14 protein-coding genes and 1 pseudogene are annotated in these 20284 nt (G+C 71.1%); 5 read left to right on the top strand and 10 right to left on the bottom strand.

The window, feature by feature from the left end:
* Positions 1-25 precede the first annotated feature (25 nt).
* The gene (locus tag OG452_RS23335) at positions 26-991 is read left to right on the top strand and encodes a ribokinase (RefSeq protein WP_327297533.1); all 966 of its coding nucleotides are present in this window, start codon (positions 26-28) and stop codon (positions 989-991) included.
* A complete protein-coding gene (gene rbsD / locus OG452_RS23330) occupies positions 988-1377 on the top strand; it encodes a D-ribose pyranase (protein WP_327297532.1) in 390 nt (129 codons plus the stop codon). The genes OG452_RS23335 and rbsD overlap by 4 nt, the downstream gene beginning before the upstream one ends.
* 97 nt (positions 1378-1474) lie before the next feature.
* Here the strand turns inward: rbsD and OG452_RS23325 are convergent, their stop codons facing one another.
* From OG452_RS23325 to OG452_RS23300, 6 genes and pseudogenes are all read right to left on the bottom strand, one after another.
* The gene (locus OG452_RS23325; RefSeq protein ID WP_327297531.1) at positions 1475-2353 is read right to left on the bottom strand and encodes a geranyl diphosphate 2-C-methyltransferase; all 879 of its coding nucleotides are present in this window, start codon (positions 2351-2353) and stop codon (positions 1475-1477) included.
* A gap of 15 nt (positions 2354-2368) precedes the next feature.
* Positions 2369-3475: pseudogene (locus OG452_RS23320) on the bottom strand (family 2 encapsulin nanocompartment cargo protein terpene cyclase); the annotation flags it as partial.
* Between the two features lie 93 nt (positions 3476-3568).
* On the bottom strand, positions 3569-4978 hold the full coding sequence (locus OG452_RS23315) for a family 2B encapsulin nanocompartment shell protein (RefSeq protein WP_327297530.1): 1410 nt from the start codon (positions 4976-4978) through the stop codon (positions 3569-3571).
* Between the two features lie 309 nt (positions 4979-5287).
* A complete protein-coding gene (locus tag OG452_RS23310; RefSeq protein WP_327299744.1) occupies positions 5288-6085 on the bottom strand; it encodes a sugar phosphate isomerase/epimerase family protein in 798 nt (265 codons plus the stop codon).
* Positions 6086-6117: 32 nt separating this feature from the next.
* Positions 6118-7305 carry a dihydrodipicolinate synthase family protein gene (locus OG452_RS23305; RefSeq protein WP_327297529.1) on the bottom strand — a complete coding sequence of 396 codons (1188 nt, stop codon included), beginning with the start codon at positions 7303-7305 and terminating at the stop codon, positions 6118-6120.
* On the bottom strand, positions 7302-8453 hold the full coding sequence (locus OG452_RS23300; RefSeq protein WP_327297528.1) for a Gfo/Idh/MocA family protein: 1152 nt from the start codon (positions 8451-8453) through the stop codon (positions 7302-7304). The genes OG452_RS23305 and OG452_RS23300 overlap by 4 nt, the downstream gene beginning before the upstream one ends.
* Before the next feature lie 190 nt (positions 8454-8643).
* Between OG452_RS23300 and OG452_RS23295 the strand changes: the two genes are divergently transcribed.
* From OG452_RS23295 to OG452_RS23285, 3 genes are all read left to right on the top strand, one after another.
* Positions 8644-9705, top strand: a complete 1062-nt coding sequence (locus OG452_RS23295; protein ID WP_327297527.1) for a LacI family DNA-binding transcriptional regulator — start codon at positions 8644-8646, stop codon at positions 9703-9705.
* A 129-nt stretch (positions 9706-9834) separates the two neighbouring features.
* The gene (locus OG452_RS23290) at positions 9835-10635 is read left to right on the top strand and encodes a sugar phosphate isomerase/epimerase family protein (RefSeq protein WP_327297526.1); all 801 of its coding nucleotides are present in this window, start codon (positions 9835-9837) and stop codon (positions 10633-10635) included.
* Positions 10636-10851: 216 nt separating this feature from the next.
* On the top strand, positions 10852-12678 hold the full coding sequence (locus tag OG452_RS23285; protein ID WP_327297525.1) for a glycoside hydrolase family 3 protein: 1827 nt from the start codon (positions 10852-10854) through the stop codon (positions 12676-12678).
* Between the two features lie 101 nt (positions 12679-12779).
* Here the strand turns inward: OG452_RS23285 and OG452_RS23280 are convergent, their stop codons facing one another.
* The 4 genes from OG452_RS23280 to OG452_RS23265 form a co-directional block, all read right to left on the bottom strand.
* The gene (locus OG452_RS23280) at positions 12780-14213 is read right to left on the bottom strand and encodes a S28 family serine protease (RefSeq protein WP_327297524.1); all 1434 of its coding nucleotides are present in this window, start codon (positions 14211-14213) and stop codon (positions 12780-12782) included.
* A 98-nt stretch (positions 14214-14311) separates the two neighbouring features.
* On the bottom strand, positions 14312-14782 hold the full coding sequence (locus OG452_RS23275; protein WP_442810076.1) for a hypothetical protein: 471 nt from the start codon (positions 14780-14782) through the stop codon (positions 14312-14314).
* Positions 14783-14953: 171 nt separating this feature from the next.
* Positions 14954-16096 carry a hypothetical protein gene (locus OG452_RS23270; protein ID WP_327299742.1) on the bottom strand — a complete coding sequence of 381 codons (1143 nt, stop codon included), beginning with the start codon at positions 16094-16096 and terminating at the stop codon, positions 14954-14956.
* Between the two features lie 196 nt (positions 16097-16292).
* A complete protein-coding gene (locus tag OG452_RS23265) occupies positions 16293-20045 on the bottom strand; it encodes an ABC transporter ATP-binding protein (protein WP_327299741.1) in 3753 nt (1250 codons plus the stop codon).
* Positions 20046-20284 lie beyond the last annotated feature (239 nt).

The following is a 20284-nucleotide window of genomic DNA, read 5'->3' as shown; positions in this document are numbered from 1 at the left end:
CGCCCACTCCGAAAGCAGGACTGATATGTACGACTACGACCTGCTGGTCGTAGGGTCGGCCAACGCCGACCTGGTGATCGGCGTCGAACGCCGCCCCACGCCCGGCGAGACCGTGCTCGGCTCCGACCTCGTCATCCACCCGGGCGGCAAGGGCGCCAACCAGGCGGTGGCCGCGGCCCGGCTCGGTGCCCGCAGCGCCCTGCTGGCCCGGGTCGGGGACGACGCCAACGGACGGCTGCTGCTGGAGTCCCAGCGCGCGGCGGGCGTCGACACCGCCGGCGTCCTCGTCGGCGGCGCGCCCACCGGTGTCGCCCTGATCACGGTGGACCCGTCCGGCGACAACAGCATCGTGGTATCCCCCGGTGCCAACGCCCGGCTCACCCCGGCCGACATCCGCGCGGCGGGCAGCCTGCTGGAGGCGGCCCGGGTGGTGTCGACGCAGCTGGAGATCCCACTGGAGACGGTCACCGAGCTGGTACGGGCGCTGCCTGCCGGGACCCGGTTCGTACTGAACCCGTCTCCGCCGCAGCCGCTGCCCGACGAGATCCTCGCGGCCTGCGACCCGCTGGTGGTCAATGAGCACGAGGCCAGGACGGTGCTGGGCGACGCGGCGGGCGACTCCCCCGAGGGGTGGGCGCGGGCGCTGCTCGCGCTCGGGCCGCGCTCCGTTGTGATCACCCTGGGCGCGGCGGGCGCGCTGGTCGCCGACGGCCGTAAGGGGACGAGCGCGCACGTACCGAGCCTCAAGGTCGACGCGGTGGACACCACCGGTGCGGGCGATGCCTTCACTGCGGCGCTGGCCTGGCGCCTGGGGCAGGGCGAGGACCTGGCGCAGGCCGCCGCGTTCGCCGCCCGGGTGGGCGCGACCGCCGTCACCAGGCCCGGCGCGCAGGAGTCCTACCCGACCGCCCACGAGGTGCGGGAAGAGACGCGTGACCAGGCACAGGACCAGGCACAGGACGAGGCACAGGAAGAGGCACGGGCGGAATGAAGAAGTCCGGAATCCTCAACCGCCATCTCGCGGGCGCCCTGGCCGAGTTGGGCCACGGCGACGGTGTGCTGATCTGCGATGTGGGGATGCCGGTCCCGGACGGGCCCCGCCTGGTCGATCTGGCGTTCCGGGCCGGGACCCCGTCATTCGCGGAGGTGCTCGACGGGCTGCTCGCGGAACTGGTCGTGGAGGGCGCGACGGCCGCCCGCGAGGTACGGGAGGCGAACCCGGCGACAGCGGAACTGTTGGACGCCCGCTTCCCGGACCTGCGGCTGGTCCCGCACGACGACCTCAAGGACCTGTCGGCTGCCACCCGCCTGGTGGTCCGCACCGGAGAGGCACGCCCGTACGCGAATGTGCTGCTGCGGTGCGGGGTCTTCTTCTGAACGGGACGGCCGACTGGGGGGGATGACCCGGCCACGACGTGCCGAGGGGGCCCGGACCACTGGACCGGGTCCCCTCCGCATTCCCGCGGCGGCCCGGTCAGACGCGGTCGGCCGCGATCAGGAGGTACTGGAACGAGCCGTCCTTGTACGAGTTGATGAACGCCTCTTCAATGCCTGTGACCAGCGAGGACGTGGCCCGCAGCTCCCAGTAGGGCAGCGTCGCCGCGGTCAGGTCGATGATGGTCTGCGGTACGAGACGGTTGTCGGCCATGGACTTCAGGTACTCCCGGCGGGAGTGGATGTTGCACTCGAAGTGCGCATTGATCTGCGAGACCCACTTCGAGGGCTGGCCGTAACGCGGGTTCCAGCAGCCGGTGATGGTCACATAACGGCCGCCGACCCCGAGGACCCGGGAGTGCTCGGCCATGAGGTCGTCCAGGTCGACGTACATACTCGACTCGTTGTTCCACGAGCCCGCGGCCCGGCCCGTCTCGAAGGGCGTGTCGAGCATGTTGCACACCCGGGCGCGGACGTGGTCGTCGATGCCGAGTTCGTGTGCGCGCCGGTTGCCGAACTCGGCCTGCTTGGCCGACAGCGTGACGCCCTCGACCTTGCATCCGAACCGCTGGTGCGCCATCACCATCGAACCGCCCCGGCCACAGCCGGCGTCCATCAGCATGTCGTCACGCCCGATGGAGCCGAGGTGGTCCAGGAGGACTTCGGCCTGCGCCGACTCCAGGCGGTGCAACTCGGCGATGAGCCTCTTCTCGTACTCGCCGTCGCGAGCGTCCCCGAGGGCGGCGTGGTCGACGTCGCCGATGCCGTAGTGGTGGTGGTAGAGCCCGTCGACGTCGCCGAGACGCAGGTTCACTGGCCTGGCCTCACGGTCCCAGTATCGGGCGATGTCACCCTGGTACGGCGACGCCGGGGCCGGGATGAAAACGGAGGCGTCAGTGGTGAGCTCGGTGCTGGTCATGGTGAAGTCCGCTCCTTACCAGAAATCGGGCAGGCTGTATCGGTAGGTGTTGGTCTGGTGCCAGTAGTGATTGCCGTCGACCCACGCGGCCACTCCCCTGAGGAAACGCAGCACGCTCGGGACGGGGCACTCGGCTGCCAGCGCGGCGGCTTCGCTTTCGAAGCCGTGCATGAGGTCGTTGTGGACCTCGACCGCCTTCAGATAGGCGTCCCGGTCGGAGACGCCCTCCCGGTCGGCGATCACCACGGGCAGATTCAGGTGTCTGCCGGGGCCGTTGAGCTCCTTGGTGTACGAGTACAGGTCGTTGACGATGGTGGTGGCGTTGCCCGCGAGTGCGATGACCCGCTGCATGGCCGGCTGGGCGTGCAGGTCGGCGGGGAGTTCGTAGCCGCCGACGGTGTCGGTGATGGTGGGGCAGGGGCGGAAGTTGTTGAACTGGCGCATCGCCAGGTACTCCCACACCTCGGGTACGTGGTCCGCCTGGGCCCACGCGGCCTCGGCCAGGTAACCCAGGTGCAGCCGGGCCATGTCGTGCCGGTACCGGTCGGTCTGCGAGGGGGTGGCCTGCTGGTTGAAGTACTCCATCGCGGAGCGGTAGGCGCGCCGGGGCGCGTCCGACTGGAGCGACTCCGCCCACTCCGGCGCGTACTCCGGCGTCGTGTGCAGGGGGTCCAGAGCCGTGTGGGCCAGCAGGAGTCGGCTGCCGAGTCCGACGGGTGACCCGCCGTGGTCCTCGCAGTAGCAGTCGTCGAGCGCGTTCTCGGCGACCATCAGCCGGGTGGCGACCATCAGATGGTCGACGGTGGGCGCGTCCGGGTGGCAGGCGACCATGTAGCGGCCGACGGAGAAGCCGTCGAACTGGTCCTCCCACTCCGGGGGGTACGCCTGGACCTCGTCCACCGCCCACACCTTGATCCGCCGGCTGACCTCCTCCACCCGAGCCGGGTCGGGGGGCGCCACCGGATGGTGGTAGAGACCCGGGACCGGTGTGCCCTCCACCGGAGGATCGGCCTCGGGCCCGGCCTCCGGCTCGGCAGGAGCCGGAGGTTCCGCGCGCCGTCCCAGGTGCAGTCCCGACGTGCCCAGACCGCTGGGGCCGCACAGGATCCGTTGCAGAGCAGCGCTCGGCTGCAGAAGTGAAGGCCCGGGATCGGGCATCCGTAACTCCTTGGTCAGGTGGGTGGGCTGCCCCGGGACCAGGTGCCTGCCGCGGCACTAGCTCCGGTGGCCGATCTGTACGTTCTCCAGCACGCCGAGCGCATCGGGCAGCAGGACGGCGGCGGAGTAGTAGGTGGTGACCAGGTACGAGATGATCGCCTGCTCGTTCATGCCCATGAAACGCACCGAAAGCCCCGGCTCGTACTCCTCCGGCAGGCCGGTCTGGTGGAGTCCGATGACCCCCTGGTTGTCCTCGCCGGTGCGCATGGCAAGGATTGAGCTGGTGTTGTCCTTGCTGATGGGGATCTTGTTGCAGGGCAGGATCGGAACCCCGCGCCAGGCCGGGACCTGCTGGCCACCGAGGTCCACGTGGTCCGGGTAGAGCCCGCAGGCGTTGAACCCGCGCCCGATCGCCGCGATCGTCCGGGGATGGGCGAGGAAGAGCTTGGTGCCCCGGCGGCGGCAGAGCAGCTCGTCGAGGTCGTCCGGGGTGGGCGGGCCGGACTGGGTCTGGATCCGCTGCTTGAAGGCGGCGTTGTGGAGCAGGCCGAATTCCCGGTTGTTGATCAGCTCGTGCTCCTGGCGCTCACGCAACGCCTCGACAGTGAGCCTGAGTTGCTCCTCGGTCTGGTTCATCGGCCCGTTGAAGAGGTCGGCGACCCTCGTGTGGACGCGCAGGACCGTCTGCGCGACGGAGAGTTCGTACTCACGCGGGTTGAGCTCGTAATCGACGAAGGCGCCCGGGAGCTGGGCTTCGCCGGTGTGACCGGCCGACATCGCGATCTCGGCCTCGCCGTGCCGGGTCTGCGGCCGGAGCGCGAGCGAGCTGAACTGATCGAGGTGGGCCTGGAGACTCGGCGCGCCGGACACCACGGCGTCGAAGTCCGCGCGGGACAGGGTGAGCAGGGTGCCGGAGGTCTCGGCGGTGGCTGTGTAGTCCCACCTGGCGTCGGTGTCCAGAAGGGCGTTCTCCCCGAACCGGTCACCGTCGGCGAGCAGGGCGACGGAGACCTCGTCGCCGTACTTGCCCGCGGAGGTCTGTTTGATCCGGCCGTGCGCGACCAGGTGGATCTGCTCGGCGAGGTTCCCCCGCTCGGCCAGCACCTCGCCGGCGCGGAAGTCGCGCTGGACGCACCGGTCGGCGATCGCGGTGAGCACGTCGACGTCGTCGAAGCCGCGCAGCAGGGCCAGTTCGCCGAGCTCGCGGGGGATCACCCGGACCCCCGCACCGTCCTGGACGAACTCGATGTGTCCGTCGCCGACGGTGTAGGTCAGACGGCGGTTCACCCGGTAGGTGCCGCCCTTGGTCTTCACCCAGGGGAGCATCCGCAGCAGCCACCGCGAGGTGATCTCCTGCATCTGCGGAGCGGACTTGGTGGTGGTGGCGAGGTTGCGGGCGGCCGCTGTGCTCAGGCTGGACTGCCCTGACGGCGCCGGCTCTGTTTCCGGGCCGGTCTCAACTGTCATCAGGCGAGTTCTCCTTTGCGACGGCGGTGATCGGCAACGCACGCGCCGACCGATGAAAGAGGAATGAAGCGGGGCGAATCGCAGGCAATCCGTCCAGATTCACGAGAACCGTAAGGGCCCGTTCGTCCAACCCGCCCGGGTGGACAGCCGAGTTACTTCGATGCAGCGATCTCGCCCCGCATCGGGTTTATCGGATGACCGACGAAATCCGGACAGTGCGAGCGACGCGAAGGAGCACAGCAAGAAGGGCGACCGCCTGGCTGGTCGCCCTTCTTGCTGTGCTGCTGTGACGCTGCCGGTCCACGACCGCTACATCGCGTACCGCACGAACCGCTCAGCCGTCTCCCGCAGCAGTTCCACGCCGTCCCGAGCCCACAGCTCCTCGTTGAACAGCTCCACTTCGACCGGCCCCGTGTACCCTGCCGCGTCCACCCGCTCCCGCCACTCCCGCACGTCGACCGACCCGTCGCCGATCTGGCCGCGCCCGTTCAGGACGCCCGCCGGCAGCGGCGTGGTCCAGTCCGCCAGCTGGAACGTGCAGATGCGACCGCCCGCTCCCGCCCGGGCCACCTGCGCGGGAGACTGGTCGTCCCACCAGATGTGGTACGTGTCCACGGCCACGCCCACCTGGTCGGCCGGGAAGCGTTCTGCCAGGTCCAGTGCCTGGGCCAGGGTCGAGACCACGCAGCGGTCCGCGGCGAACATCGGGTGCAGCGGTTCGATCGCGAGACGCACCCCGCGCTCGGCCGCGTACGGCCCCAGTTCGGCCAGCGCATCCGCGATCCGCTCGCGTGCGCCGTGCAGGTCCTTCGAGCCCGCCGGGAGGCCGCCCGAGACCAGCACCAGCGTGTCCGTACCCAGCGTCACCGCCTCGTCGACCGCCCTGCGGTTGTCCGCCAGCGCCGCCGCCCGCTCGGCCGGATCGGTCGCGGTCAGGAACCCGCCCCGGCAGAGCGTGGTGACGCTCAGGCCCGCGTCCCGTACGAGTGCGGCTGCCGCCTCCACTCCGTACTGCTGGACCGGTTCGCGCCAGAGGCCGACCCCCGGGACGCCCAAGTCGGTGCAGGCGGAGACGAGTTCGGGGAGGCCGAGCTGCTTCACGGTCATCTGGTTGATGCTGAAGCGGGCGAGGTCTGCGGTCACTGAGCGACTCCGTACACACCGAGCAGGGACTTCATCCGGCTCTCCGCGAGCGCCGGGTCGGGGAAGAGGCCGAGGCGGTCGGCCAGCTCGTACGCCCGCGCCAGATGCGGCAGCGAGCGCGCCGACTGGAGGCCGCCCACCATCGTGAAGTGCGACTGGTGTCCGGCCAGCCAGGCCAGGAGGACCACGCCCGTCTTGTAGAAGCGGGTCGGGGTCTGGAAGAGATGGCGGGACAACTCGACCGTGGGGTCGAGGAGGTCGCGGAACCCCTGGCTGTCCCCGGTGTCCAGGACGCGGACCGCCTCGGCGGCCAGCGGGCCGAGCGGGTCGAAGATGCCGAGCAGGGCGTGGCTGAAGCCGCGCTCGTCGCCCGCGATCAGGTCGGGGTAGTTGAAGTCGTCCCCGGTGTAGCAGCGGACCCCGTCGGGCAGCCTGCGGCGCAGCTCCACCTCGCGCCCGGCGTCGAGCAGCGACACCTTGATGCCGTCCACCTTGTCCGGATGGGCCGCGATGACCTCCAGGAAGGCCCCGGTCGCCGCGTCCAGATCCGGTGAGCCCCAGTAGCCGTCGAGCGCCGGGTCGAACATCGGGCCGAGCCAGTGCAGGATGACCGGCTCCGCGCTCTGGCGCAGCAGCCGACCGTAGATCTCCAGGTAGTCGTCGGGGCTCTTGGCCGCCGCCGCGAGCCCGCGCGAGGCCATCAGGATCGCCTGGGCGCCGGTCTCCTCGACGACGGCGAGCTGCTCCTCGTACGCGTCGGCGACCTGGTTCAGCGTCACTTCGCCGGCCGGGAGCTGGTCGGTGCCGACACCGCAGGCGATGGCCCCGCCGGCCGACCTGGCCTCGGCCGCCGACCGGCGGATCAGCTCCGCCGCGACCGGCCAGTCCAGGCCCATGCCGCGCTGCGCGGTGTCCATGGCCTCCGCCACACCGAGCCCGTGGGACCAGAGGTGGCGACGGAAGGCGAGGGTGGCGTCCCAGTCGACGGCGGGCGGCCCGTCCGGCGAGACATCGGCGTACGGGTCGGCGACGACGTGCGCGGCGGAGAAGACCGTACGGGAGGCGAGCGGCGCACCGCCCACCGTGAACGCGGCGGGTTCGGCGCGGGGCGTGTAGGCGTATGTACCGCCGGCGCCCACGCCCGCGCCTGCGCCTTCGCCCGCGCCGGGAAGCAGGATCGTCATAGCGAGATCTCCGGGACGTCGAGACGGCGGCCCTCGGCGGACGACTTCAGCCCCAGTTCGGCGAGCTGCACTCCGCGCGCACCGGCCAGCAGGTCCCAGTGGTACGGCTCGTCGAGCACGATGTGGCGCAGGAACAGCTCCCACTGGACCTTGAAGCCGTTGCCGAAATCGCCGTTGTCCGGGACCTCCTGCCACTGGTCGCGGAACGCGTGGGTGGCGGGCAGGTCCGGGTTCCAGACCGGCTTTGGGGTGGAACTGCGGTGCTGCACACGGCAGTTGCGCAGGCCCGCGACGGCCGAGCCCTCCGTGCCGTCGACCTGGAACTCGACCAGCTCGTCGCGGTTGACGCGCACCGCCCAGGAGGAGTTGATCTGGGCGACCGCGCCACTCTCCAGCTGGAAGATGCCGTACGCGGAGTCGTCGGCGGTCGCCTCGTACGGCTCGGACCGCTCGTCCCAGCGCTGCGGGATGTGCGTGGCGGTGAGCGCCTGTACGGAGGTGACGCGGCCGAACAGCTCGTGCAGGACGTACTCCCAGTGCGGGAACATGTCCACGACGATGCCGCCGCCGTCCTCCGCACGGTAGTTCCACGAGGGGCGCTGCGCCTCCTGCCAGTCGCCCTCGAAGACCCAGTAGCCGAACTCGCCCCGGATGGAGAGGATCTTCCCGAAGAAGCCGCCGTCGATGAGCCGCTTGAGCTTCAGCAGGCCCGGCAGGAACAGCTTGTCCTGGACGACACCGTGCTTGATGCCGGCGGCCGCTGCCAGCCGGGCCAGCTCCAGCGCGCCGTCGAGGTCAGTGGCGGTCGGTTTCTCGGTGTAGATGTGCTTCCCGGCGGCGATGGCCTTGCGCAGCGCCTCTTCGCGGGCGGACGTGACCTGGGCGTCGAAGTAGATGTCGATGGCGGGGTCGGCCAGGACGCCGTCGAGGTCGGTGGACCACTGATCCAGCCCGTGCTTCTCGGCCATCGCCCGGAGGGCGTGCTCACGTCGGCCGACCAGGACGATCTCGGGCCAGAGCACCGTGCCGTCGCCGAGGTCCAGGCCGCCCTCCGCGCGGATCGCGAGGAGGGAGCGGACCAGGTGCTGGCGGTAGCCCATCCGGCCGGTCACGCCGTTCATGGCGATCCGCACTGTCTTACGTGTCACGAAAGATCCCTCCACACGGTCATAGCAAGCGCTTTCTACGCGCTATGAAGCTAACCTGCGCACACCGGCCCCGACAAGAGGCGCGGGCAAGAGGCGGGCAAGAGGCCCCGGCAAGAGGTGTGGTCAGGCGCACGGGCTGAGATCACATGACACATGACAGGAGATGCGGGCGAGTGGCACGGAGGCAGACATGACGGCGACCCTCTCGGATGTCGCGGCCCGCGCACGGGTCTCCCCGGCGACGGTGTCCCGGGTGCTCAACGGCAACTACCCGGTGGCGGCGGCCACCCGGGAGCGCGTACTGGCGGCCGTGAACGAGCTGGACTACGTACTGAACGGCCCGGCCAGCTCACTCGCCGCCGCCACGTCCGACCTGGTCGGCATCCTGGTCAACGACATCGCCGACCCGTTCTTCGGCATCATGGCGGGCGCGGCCCAGTCGGAGATCAGCGGCCAGGAGGGCAGCGGGCGCGCGGGCGGTGAGAAGCTGGCCGTGGTCTGCAACACCGGCGGCTCCCCGGAGCGCGAACTCACTTATCTCACGCTCCTCCAGCGCCAGCGCGCCGCCGCGGTCGTGCTGACCGGCGGCGCCATCGAGGACCCGGAGCACACCACCGCGGTCTCCGCGAAGCTCGCGAAACTCACCGGCGCCGGGACGCGTGTGGTGCTCTGCGGGCGCCCGTCGATCCCCGGCAGCGAGTCCGCGGTGGCCGCGCTGCCCTTCGACAACCGGGGCGGCGGACAGCGCCTCACCGAGCATCTGCTGAGCCTGGGCCACCGGCGGATCGGTTACGTGGCCGGTCCGGCCGAACGGACGACGACCCGCGACCGCCTGGAGGGCCACCGGCTGGCCATGGCGGCGGCCGGACTGCCCGACGACCGGGCGGCGCTCACGGTCCACGGCCCGTACGACCGCCGCTCCGGCTACCACGCCACCCTGGAACTGCTCAGCAGAGAGCCCGGGTTGACGGCGATCGTCGCGGCGAACGACACCGTGGCGCTGGGGGCGTGCGCGGCGCTGCGGGAGCGGGGGCTGCGGATTCCCGATGACGTCTCGGTGGCCGGTTTCGACGATCTGCCGTTCTCCGTGGACGCGGTACCGGCGCTGACGACGGTGCGGCTGCCGCTGTACGAGGCGGGGGCGCGGGCCGGGCGGCTTGCGATGGGCCGCGAGGCGGCGCCGAAGGGGGGCGTCGCGGTGATACACGGCGAACTGGTGACCCGCGCGTCGACGGCCCCGCCGGGGCGGTGACGGGCCGGGCGTGCGCCGGCCGGGGCGGAGCGCGGTCCCGCCCCGCGAGGCGGGGTACCGGGAAGGCACCGAGTGCGCCAATGATGTGCTGGCATCAGCAGCTCTCAGCCTTCAGGAAGGAACAGTCCGTTGAAATTCGCGTTCTCCACCCTCGGAGTACCAGGAATCACCGTCCCGGACGTGGTGCGGCTCGCAGCGGACAGCGGCTACCAGGGGGTCGAACTGCGCGCGCACCCCGAGGAGGCGGTGCACCCCGGCACCGGACTGCGGGAACGGACCGCGGCGGCCGAGGAGTTCGTCCGCGGCGGCGTCGAGATCCTCGGGGTGGCCGGATACGTAAGGGTGGCCGCGCCCGGCGACGACAAGGAGATCGAGGGCGACCTCGCCGAGCTGGTCTTCCTCGCCGCCGACCTCGGCGCCCCGTTCGTCCGCGTCTTCCCCGGCGGTGGCGGCCAGGAACCGGCCGAGGCCGACGCGGCAGCGGCCCGCAGGCTGGGGGCGGCCGCAGAGGTCGCCGCCGACAAGGGCGTACGGATCCTGCTCGAAACCCATGACTCGCACCGTACGGGCGCCGACGCGGCACGGGTACTCGGCCCGGTCGGCCACCGGAACGTCGGCGCGCTGTGGGACGTGATGCACACCTGGCTGGGCGGCGAGTCCCCGGCGGCCAGCCATGCCGTACTCGCGCCGCACCTCGGCTACGCACAGGTCAAGGACATCGCGTCGGCCGAGGACACCACCCCGCTGGCGCTCGGCGCCGGGGTACTGCCGCTCGCCGAGTGCGTGGAACTGCTCGCACCGGACCAGGGGTGGCTCTGCTGGGAGTACGAGAAGCGCTGGTATCCGCACGCGGACGAGCTGCCGGGGCTGCTGACGGCGGGAAGGGAGCATCTGGAGCGGCTGGTGACCGGGGACGGCGCCGCGGCCTGACGGTCCGGCAGCACAGCCGGGGGCGGCCCCAACAGTGCGGCGAGCCGGGCCAGGCCTCCGCCATCCGCTCCGGGGTCCGGCCCGGCTTGCTGCCAAACGGGCCAATGCCGCCCCGATCCGGCCCGCACCCTTGACCTGACAGTTATTTTCCGGATATCCGTGCTCCTTGGAAGTTTCCTTCAGATTCCTTGCGCAGCATGGCCGGAAGGGGCACCAGTGCAGTACCGCACCTCCAGACGCTCCCTGCTCACCGCTACCGCAGCCGCGGTCGCCACAGCAGCCACGGGAGCCACCGCACACGCCGATCCCCACCGCCCCGGTCCCGACCCAAGCGGTCGCGACCGGCGGCTCAAGAAGCTCATCGGCCGTATGAGCATCGAGGAGAAGGTCGGCCAGCTCTTCGTGATGCGGGTGTACGGACACTCCGCCACCGCGCCCGACCAGGCCGACATCGACGCCAACCTGAAAGAGATCGGCGTCCGCACCGCCGCCGAGCTGATCGCGAAGTACCACGTCGGCGGCATCATCTACTTCAGCTGGGCGCACAACACCCGCGACCCGCACCAGATCACCTCCCTCTCCAACGGCATCCAGCGCGCCGGTCTCGCCCAGCGCACCCCCGTACCGCTGCTGATCGCCACCGACCAGGAGCACGGCATCGTCTGCCGGGTGGGCTACCCGGCGACTCTCTTCCCCGGTGCGATGGCGCTCGGCGCCGGGCGCTCGCGCGAGGACGTCCGTACGGTCGGCCGGATCTCCGGGGCCGAGCTGCGGGCGATCGGCATCCGGCAGGACTACTCGACGGACGCCGACGTCAACGTCAACCCCGCCAACCCGGTCATCGGCGTCCGCTCCTTCGGCTCCGAACCGGCCGCCGTGGCCCGGCTGGTGGCCGCCGAGGTGCAGGGGTACCAGAGCTCCCAGGTCGCCGCCACCGCCAAGCACTTCCCCGGCCACGGCGACACGGCCGTCGACAGCCACACCGGGATCCCGGTCATCACGCACACCCGCGAGCAGTGGGAGACCATCGACGCGCCGCCCTTCAAGGCCGCCGTCGCCGCCGGGATCGACGCGATCATGACGGCGCACATCCAGTTCCCCGCACTGGACCCGAGCAACGACCCGGCCACCCTGTCGCGGCCGATCCTCACCGGCATCCTCCGCCAGGAGCTGGGATACGACGGCGTCGTCGTCACCGACTCGCTGGGTATGCAGGGCGTACGGGACAAGTACGGCGACGACCGGGTGCCGGTGCTCGCGCTCAAGGCCGGCGTCGACCAGCTGCTGAACCCGCCGGACCTCGACACCGCCTGGCATGCGGTGCTCGGCGCGGTGAAGAGCGGGGAGCTCACCGAGGAGCGGCTGGACGAATCGATCCTGCGGATCCTGCGGCTCAAGGACCGGCGCGCGCTCTTCAGCAGCCCGTACGTGGCGGACGTCCGGGTGGACCGGACGGTCGGCATCCGCTCTCATCTGAAGGCGGCCGACGGGATCGCCGAGCGGACCACCACCCTCCTGGTGAACAAGGACCGGTTGCTGCCGCTCTCCCGGCGCAGCGCCAGGAGTCTGCTGATCGTCGGCGCCGACCCGGCGTCGCCCTCGGGGACGACGGGCCCGCCGACGACCGTGCTCGGCAAGGAGCTGACCGGCCTCGGCTTCACCACCACGGTCCTCCCGACCGGCACCGCGCCCACCGCCGCGCTGATCGACAGCGCGGTGGCCGCGGCGGCGGGCAAGGACGCGGTGATCATCGGGACCTACGATGTGGCCGCGGGCGACCCGCAGTCCAAGCTGGTGGCGGCGCTGGTCGCCACCAGGGTCCCGGTGGTGCAGATCGCGATCCGCAATCCGTACGACATCGCGGAGCTCTCCGGAGTCCGGGCCTCGCTCGCCACGTACAGCTGGACGGACGTCGAACTCCGGGCGGCGGCTCGGGTGATCGCGGGCCAGGTCGCGCCGCGCGGGGTGCTGCCGGTCCCCGTGCAGCGTGCGGACGATCCCACGAAGGCGCTGTATCCGGTGGGGCACGGCCTGAGCTACTGAGCCGCCGTCGCACACGTAAGGGCTGCGCCCGCCGCGGGAGTTCGCGGCGGGCGCAGTTCAACCGCCCTCGCTGGAGGCCCGGGTGCCGGCCGGGGCCGGGGTCACGGCCGCATAGCCCGTTCCCGCTTCAGGCTCTTGCGGTCGAGCGTCGCGTCGTACGGGGCGAGTGGCCTGGCCCGCTGGGGGTCGGCCTGCACCGCTGCCGGTGCGACCCCGGCCCAGGCCAGAATGCGCGCGGTGGCCTGCGCCTTCTCGGCGGGAGCGAGGCCGTCGACGTTCGCACCGTGGTTCATCCCGGGCGCGGTGAAGACGTAGCTGTCGTGCGGATGCTTGCCGACGCTGAAGCGCTCGGCGCCCCAGGGGTCGTTCTGCCCGTACACGTACAGCATGTGGTCGGCGTGGTGCTTCACCCAGTTGTCCACGTCGGCCATCACACCCGGCTGGAAGCGCATCGGGATGGAGCTGGGCACGAAGTGCCGCGGCGGCTGGTAGCCGTAGCGGCTCAGCTTGCCGAGCCAGGACTGCTGGATGTCCGGCGACCCGAGCTGGGTGCCCGCCTGGTAGTAGTACGGCGTGTACGCCTCAAGCCCCTGGTCGGTGTAGAAGGAGAACCCGGAGATCGTGTCGACGGAGTCCCAGATCGCCTGGTCGGTGGCGTGCGGGGCGTCGGCGGGGACGGTGTCGCAGTCGGAGAGCAGGCTGTACTGCCAGAAGCCCCAGATGTAGTCGAGCACCACGGCCTCGTACGCCTTGTCGAGCGACCCGACGGTGCTGAAGGTGTAACCGTTGTCCTTGGCGTACTGGGCGTACTTCTTCTCCAGCGGACCGCGCCTGATGAGCGCCTCGCGCTGGACGCCCTCCAGCCGGTCGCGGCACTCCTTGGTGCCGACGGTGCTCAGGAACCGGTCGTACGCCGAGTCCTCGTTGTTGACGACGTCGTCGGGCGCCACATACGCGACGACCCCGTCCATGTCCTTCGGGTAGTAGCGCTCGTAGTAGGTGGCGGTCATGCCGCCCTTGGAACCGCCGGTGGTCAGCCAGTTCCGGGTGTAGATCTTCTTGAGCGCCGTGAACAGCCGGTGCTGGTCACTGGCGGCCTGCCAGATGTCCAGCTTGGACCAGTCGGCGGGCTGCGGCCTGGACGGCGTGAAGTAGCGGTACTCCAGTGACACCTGGTTGCCGTCGACGATGCGGGTCGGCTCGGTGCGGCTGGGCGTGGTGGAGACGTTGTACCCGCCGGTGTAGAACACCGTCGGCCGGCTGGTGTCCTTGTGCAGCAGGGTGAAGCGCTGGTTGAAGGTGCCGTCCGACGGGTGGCGGTGGTCGATGGGCTGGGCGTACTGGAGGACGAAGAAGCGGTAGCCCGGGTAGGGCTTCTCATCGATGAGGCTCATGCCGGGAATCGCGAGGATCCGGGCCTTGATGTCCGTACTGTCCGGTCCCGCGGCGGTGGCCGCACCGGCTGATGCCCCCGCCGCACTCAAGGTGCCTATGAGCACCACTAACGCGAGCAGCCATCTGAGCGCCTTGCGCATTCAGCCCTCCCCTGGGGATCACAACGAGTAGCCGCGAACCTAGCCGGGGTAACACCAGGCACGCCAGACCCAGTTGACCATCAGGAGAGATCACCCGCTCAGCACAGGAACCAGCCCGACGCCCCCTTCTTGCCGGAGACCGCGCCCACGGCCCGGACACAGCGGTTCACCGCACGGACCCTCACCGGCCCCGCCAGACGGGTGAACCGGCCACTGTCGGAGACCGGCCGGCCACCGCGCACCTGGAGCTGGACGGACATCTGCCTCCGGGCGCCCGGCTTCCTGGCGAGGGTGACGGCGCAGACGTACTGGCCGGTCCGGTAGACCTGGAGCCGGCCGGTGGCGAAGCCCACGGACCTGACCTCGTGCCCGGGGCACCCGGACGCGGCGCTCGCCGGCTGAGCACCCGGCACCACCAGCGCGAGCGCCACCGCGGCCGCAGCCGTCAGGCCTGCGGCCCAGCGGCCGGCTCCCCGGCCGCGCGGTGGTACCCGTACGGACCCGCGCACCGGCGGACGCACCGGCGCGAGCCCCGCCCCGCTCCCCGGCTTTCGCCACAACTCGAACACTTCTTCCCCTTCGGCCGCATAGGCGTATGTGTGTACGGACGCATGGGGCAGTCCGCCGGTTGCGCCACAGAAGCGGACAGAGGGTGACAGGTTCGATACCACCCCTGCCATCTGTTACGGACCGTGTTTCCGTTTACGGCCAGCAGGACCCGTCGTACACCGGCCGAGCCGTCACCGGCCCGATTCCGCCGCCGGAACCGTCGTCCCGGCGCGGGGTCTACGGCGGCCGCGGACCCCGCCCCTGCCGCCGCGTTCACGGACCGGCCACAGCAGCACGTACGCCGTGGACACCGCCACGAACGCCAGCCGCAGCAGCCCGCGCATGGCGTCGTCCGGGACGACGAAGACGCTCCCGTACAGAGTCAGCAGTGCCAGCCAGCTCCACCACGGCACCAGTCGGCGCTGCCCGATGACGTCCCACAGCAGGGTGCCGAGCAGCACCGACGCCGTGTAGTACGTGTAGACGCTCGGGTCGAGCACGATCCGGGCGTTGGCACCGATCAGGACCACCGCCGGCCAGCGGCCCCGCCAGACGGCGACCGTGCCGAGCACCAGGCCGAGCGCGGCCTGCGCGGGGCGGTCCCAGCCCGGCGTCTCCGGATCGCCGACCCCGAGCCAGCGCAGAGCGGACGCCGGATGGTTGGGGATGGCGAACTTGGCCGCGGCGAAGGACTGCGGGTCGCCGACGAAGAACGGCAGCCAGGCGACCGCCACCAGGCCCGCGCACCACAGGGCGGCCCGCAGCCAGTGCCGCCGGGGAAGGGCCAGCAGCAGCGGGAGGAAGGCCAGCGCGGTGGGTTTGGAGTCCATCGCCAGGGCGAGGAACGCGCCGGTGGCGGCCGGGCTGCCCCGGGTGACGGCCCGGACCGCGAGTGCGGTGAAGAACAGCGCGAGTACGTCGTCCAGGTGCCCGAAGCGGACCGCGACCTCGATCCACATCGGGATGAAGGCGAGCCCGGCGATCAGCACCCGCTGGCGCAGCCGCTGGTGGTTGGTGCCGGTGCCCAGCAGATGGTGCGCGGCGCTGCGCCCGGCCAGGACGACGATGACCAGGCCGAGCAGGGACATCAGCGCGGCGGCGAGGAACTGGCCGGTGGCTTCCGGGAACGGGTTGAACAGTCCGGCGACGAGGAAGCTGACCGGGCCCATCTGGAGCTCGGGATGGTGGGCGTAGAGGTTGAGCCCGCCGGTGCCGCCGGAGTCCTGGTAGATCAGCTCCCCGCCGGCGCGCAGATAGTGCCAGGAGAAGCCGCCGTGCGGCTCCACCACGGCGAACCACAGCACCGTCCAGGCGGTGAGCAGCACCAAGTGCATCCGCTGGCTGATCGTCGGCACCGTATCTCAGCTCCCGCTTCCGGTCTGTGCGCTGTCGGGGCTGCACATCCCGGCATGGAAGAGGGCCGAACGGGAGAAAAAGTTGTCCCGGCGGCGGACGTGCGGCCCCGGTAACGCTCTCATCCCGCCCTCGGAGCCCGGTCATGAGGTCCCGGCATGATCCGGACGAGAGGCCCTACGCGACCACCTCGGCGGGCTCCCCCACGAAGGTCCGCCACAGCCGTGCGTAGCTGCCGTCCTGGGCCAGCAGCTCCTCGTGCGTGCCGTCCTCGACCACCCGGCCGTGGTCCATCACCACCACCCGGTCCGCCCGCGCCGCGGTGGTCAGCCGGTGGGCGACCACCAGCGTGGTCCGCCGCCCGGCGATCCGGTCCGTGGCCTGGTTGACCTGGGCCTCGGACGCAAGGTCGAGTGCGGCCGTCGCCTCGTCGAGCAGCAGGATGTCCGGGTCGACCAGCTCGGCGCGGGCCAGCGCGATCAGCTGGCGCTGACCGGCCGAGAGGTTACGGCCGCGCTCGGCCACCTCGTGGAGGTAGCCGCCCTCCAGGGTCGCGATCATGTCGTGCGCACCGACCGCTCGCGCCGCCGCCTCGACCTCGGCGTCGGTCGCGTCCGTCCGCCCGTACGCGATGGCGTCGCGGACCGTACCCGCGAAGAGGTACGCCTCCTGCGGGACGACCCCGAGCCGGTGCCGGTAGGCGGTCATGTCCATGTCCCGCAGATCGATACCGTCGGCTGTGACCCGGCCCGCTGTCGGGTCGTAGAACCGTGCGACCAGCTTGACCAGCGTGGACTTGCCCGCGCCGGTCTCCCCGACGAAGGCGACTGTCTGCCCGGCCGGGATCCGCAGATCGATACCGCTCAGCGCCGCGCCGGGCTCAGCGGCTCCGTCGGCTCCTTCGGCCTGGCCGTACGCGAACGAGACGCCCTCGAAGGCGAGGTCGCCGCGGAGCGCGGGGACCTCCAGCGGCACGGAGCTCGCCTCGGTCGACGTGGGTTCGGTGAGCAGTTCCTGGATGCGCTTGAGCGAGACGGTGGCCTGCTGGTAGCCGTCGAAGACCTGGGACAGCTGCTGCACGGGCGCGAAGAACAGGTCGATGTACAGGAGGTACGCGACCAGGGCGCCCGTGGTCAGGGTGCCGGCCTCGATCCGGTGGGAGCCGACGATCAGCACGGCGGCCGCGGCCACCGACGAGAGCAGCTGGACGAACGGGAAGTAGACGGAGATCAGCCACTGGCCGCGCACCCGCGCCTGCCGGTAGTGGTCACTGCGGCGGGCGAAGCGGCCCACACCGGTGGACTCGCGGCGGAACGCCTGCACGATCCGCAGCCCGGAGACGGACTCCTGGAGGTCGGCGTTGACGACGGAGACCCGCTCGCGCGCCAGCTCGTACGCCTGCACGCTCTTCTTGCGGAAGAAGTACGTGGCGACGGCCAGGAACGGCAGCGTCGCGAAGACGACAAGGGCCAGCTGCACATCGATCACGAACAGCACCACGAGGATGCCGAAGAAGGTGACGACCGAGACGAACGCGGTGACCAGGCCGGTCTGCAGGAAGGTGGAGAGCGCGTCCACGTCCGTGGTCATCCGGGTCATGATCCGGCCGGTCAGCTCGCGCTCGTAGTAGTCGAGGCCGAGCCGCTGGAGCTGCGCGAAGATCTTGAGGCGCAGGGTGTAGAGGACGCGCTCGCCGGTACGCCCGGTCATCCGGGTCTCGCCGGTCTGCGCCAGCCACTGGACGGCCACGGTGACCAGACCGAGCCCGGCCGCCGTCCACACCGCGCCGGTGGCGAGCCGGGTCACTCCCTGGTCGATGCCGTGCCGGATCAGTACGGGCAGCAGCAGCCCCATGCCCGCGTCGACTGCGACCAGGAACAGGCTGATGAGCAGGACCGGCCCGAAGCCGCGCAGCAGCCGGCGCAGCCCGTACGAGGTCTCGGCGGCGACGGCGTGCGCCTCGTCCACGTCCGGGGTGTCCGTGGCTGGGGGCAACGCGGCGACCTGGGCGAGGAGTTCGGGCGTCGCGGGCATCCCGCCGGGCGCGGGCGCGCCGTCGGTTTCGGCGGCGGTGCCGGGGGCCTCGCTGCGGACCCAGAGCGGCGGGGTGATGCCCCGCTCGACGTCGAACTCGGCGTCCAGCTCAGCGCGTACGGAGGTGTCCTCGGGCTCGTCCGCCGCGGGCCCGGTGTGGCCGGGCGAGACGCCGCCCAGCTCGTCCGGGTCGGTCAGCAGCTGCCGGTAGAGCGCCGAGCGCTGCTCCAGCTCCGCGTGCGTACCGACGTCGGCGAGCCGGCCCCCTTCGATGACCGCGATCCGGTCGGCGAGGTTGAGGGTGGAGCGGCGGTGCGCGATGAGCAGGGTCGTCCGGCCCGCCATGACCCCGCGCAGCGCCTCGTGGATCTCGTGCTCGACGCGGGCGTCCACGGCGGACGTGGCGTCGTCGAGGAGGAGCAGCCTGGGGTCGGTGAGGATGGCGCGGGCGAGCGCGATGCGCTGGCGCTGGCCGCCGGAGAGGGTGAGGCCGTGCTCGCCGACGGTGGTGTCGTATCCGGCGGGCAGCTCGGCGATGAAGCGGTCGGCCTGGGCGGCGCGCGCCGCGGTGCGGATCTGCTCGTCGGTGGCGTCGGGGAAGCCGTAGGCGATGTTGGCGCGGACGGTGTCGGAGAACAGGAAGCTGTCCTCGGGCACCAGCCCGATGGCGGACCGCAGCGATTCCAGGGTCAGCTCGCGTACGTCGTGGCCGCCGATGAGGACCGCGCCGTGCGAGACGTCGTAGAAGCGCGGCAGGAGCAGCGAGACGGTGGACTTGCCGCTGCCGGACGAGCCGACGACGGCGACGGTCTCGCCCGGCGCGATGGTCAGCGAGAAGCCGTCGAGCACGGGCCGGTCGTCGGTGTACCCGAACGAGACGTTGTCGAACTCGACGGTGGCCTCGGCGTCCGCCGGGAGCGTCTTCGTGCCGTCCTCGATGGACGGCTCGGTGTCGATCAGCTCCAGGACGCGCTCGACACCCGCGCGGGCCTGCTGGCCGACGGTGAGCACCATGGCGAGCATCCGGACCGGGCCGACGAGCTGCGCCAGGTAGGAGGAGAAGGCGACGAATGTGCCGAGGGTGATCTCGCCGCGGGTGGCCAGCCAGCCGCCGAGCGCCAGCATCGCGACCTGCCCGAGGGCGGGGACGGCCTGGAGCGCCGGGGTGTAGCGGGAGTTCAGCTTGATGGTGCGCAGCCGCCCGGCGAAGAGCCTGCGGCTGACCGTGCGGATCTTGCCGGTCTCCTGGTCCTCCTGGCCGAACCCCTTCACCACGCGGACTCCGGTGACGGCTCCGTCGACGACGCCCGCGACGGCGGCCGCCTGCCCCTGGGCGTACCAGGTGGCGGGGAAGAGCCGGGTCCTGCTGCGCTTGGCGATGATCCACAGGGCGGGCGCCACCGCCACGGCGATCAGGGTGAGCAGCGGGGAGAGCCAGGCCATGATGACGAGCGAGATCAGGAACAGCAGCACGTTGCCGAGGGTCATCGGCAGCATGAAGAGCAACCCCTGGATGAGCTGTAGGTCGCTGGTGGCGCGGCCGATGACCTGCCCGGTGGACAGCTCGTCCTGCCGCCGCCCGTCCAGCTTCATGATCGTTCCGTACATCTCGGTACGGAGGTCGTGCTGCACGTCGAGCGCGAGGCGTCCGCCGTAGTAGCGCCTGATGTAGGTGAGGACGTAGACGACGACGGCAGCGCCGATCAGCAGCCCTGTCCAGACGGCGAGGGACCGGGTGCCGTTGCCGATGACGTCATCGATGATCACCTTGGTGACCAGCGGGACGAGCGCCATGACGGCCATCCCGGCGAGCGAGGACCCGAGGGCCAGCAGCACATTGCGCCGGTACCGCCAGGCATACCCGACGATCCGCCGAGCCCAGCCGTGCCGCTGCACGCCCCCGGCCGGGGCCCCAGGGGCGTCGTCTTGCGCCTTGTCGTGCTGCGCGCCGTCGTGCGCCTTGTCCTGCTGCGCCTTGTGCTGCTGCGCGCGGGCCTGCTGCGCGGGGTCCTGTTGCGCGGCGTCCGCCACTGGTGCCTCCCGTTGTCTCATACCACCGGAAGGATCCAACGCGGCGACCTGGGGATTTCATCCCGCTGCAACATCCGGGGCCCGGAAGTCGGCCGGAAGTCCAC

The organism is Streptomyces sp. NBC_01197, from assembly GCF_036010505.1.
Classification (GTDB): domain Bacteria; phylum Actinomycetota; class Actinomycetes; order Streptomycetales; family Streptomycetaceae; genus Streptomyces.
The sequence above is the reverse complement of the archived record's forward strand: the minus strand, read 5'-3'. Positions and strand labels throughout refer to the sequence as shown.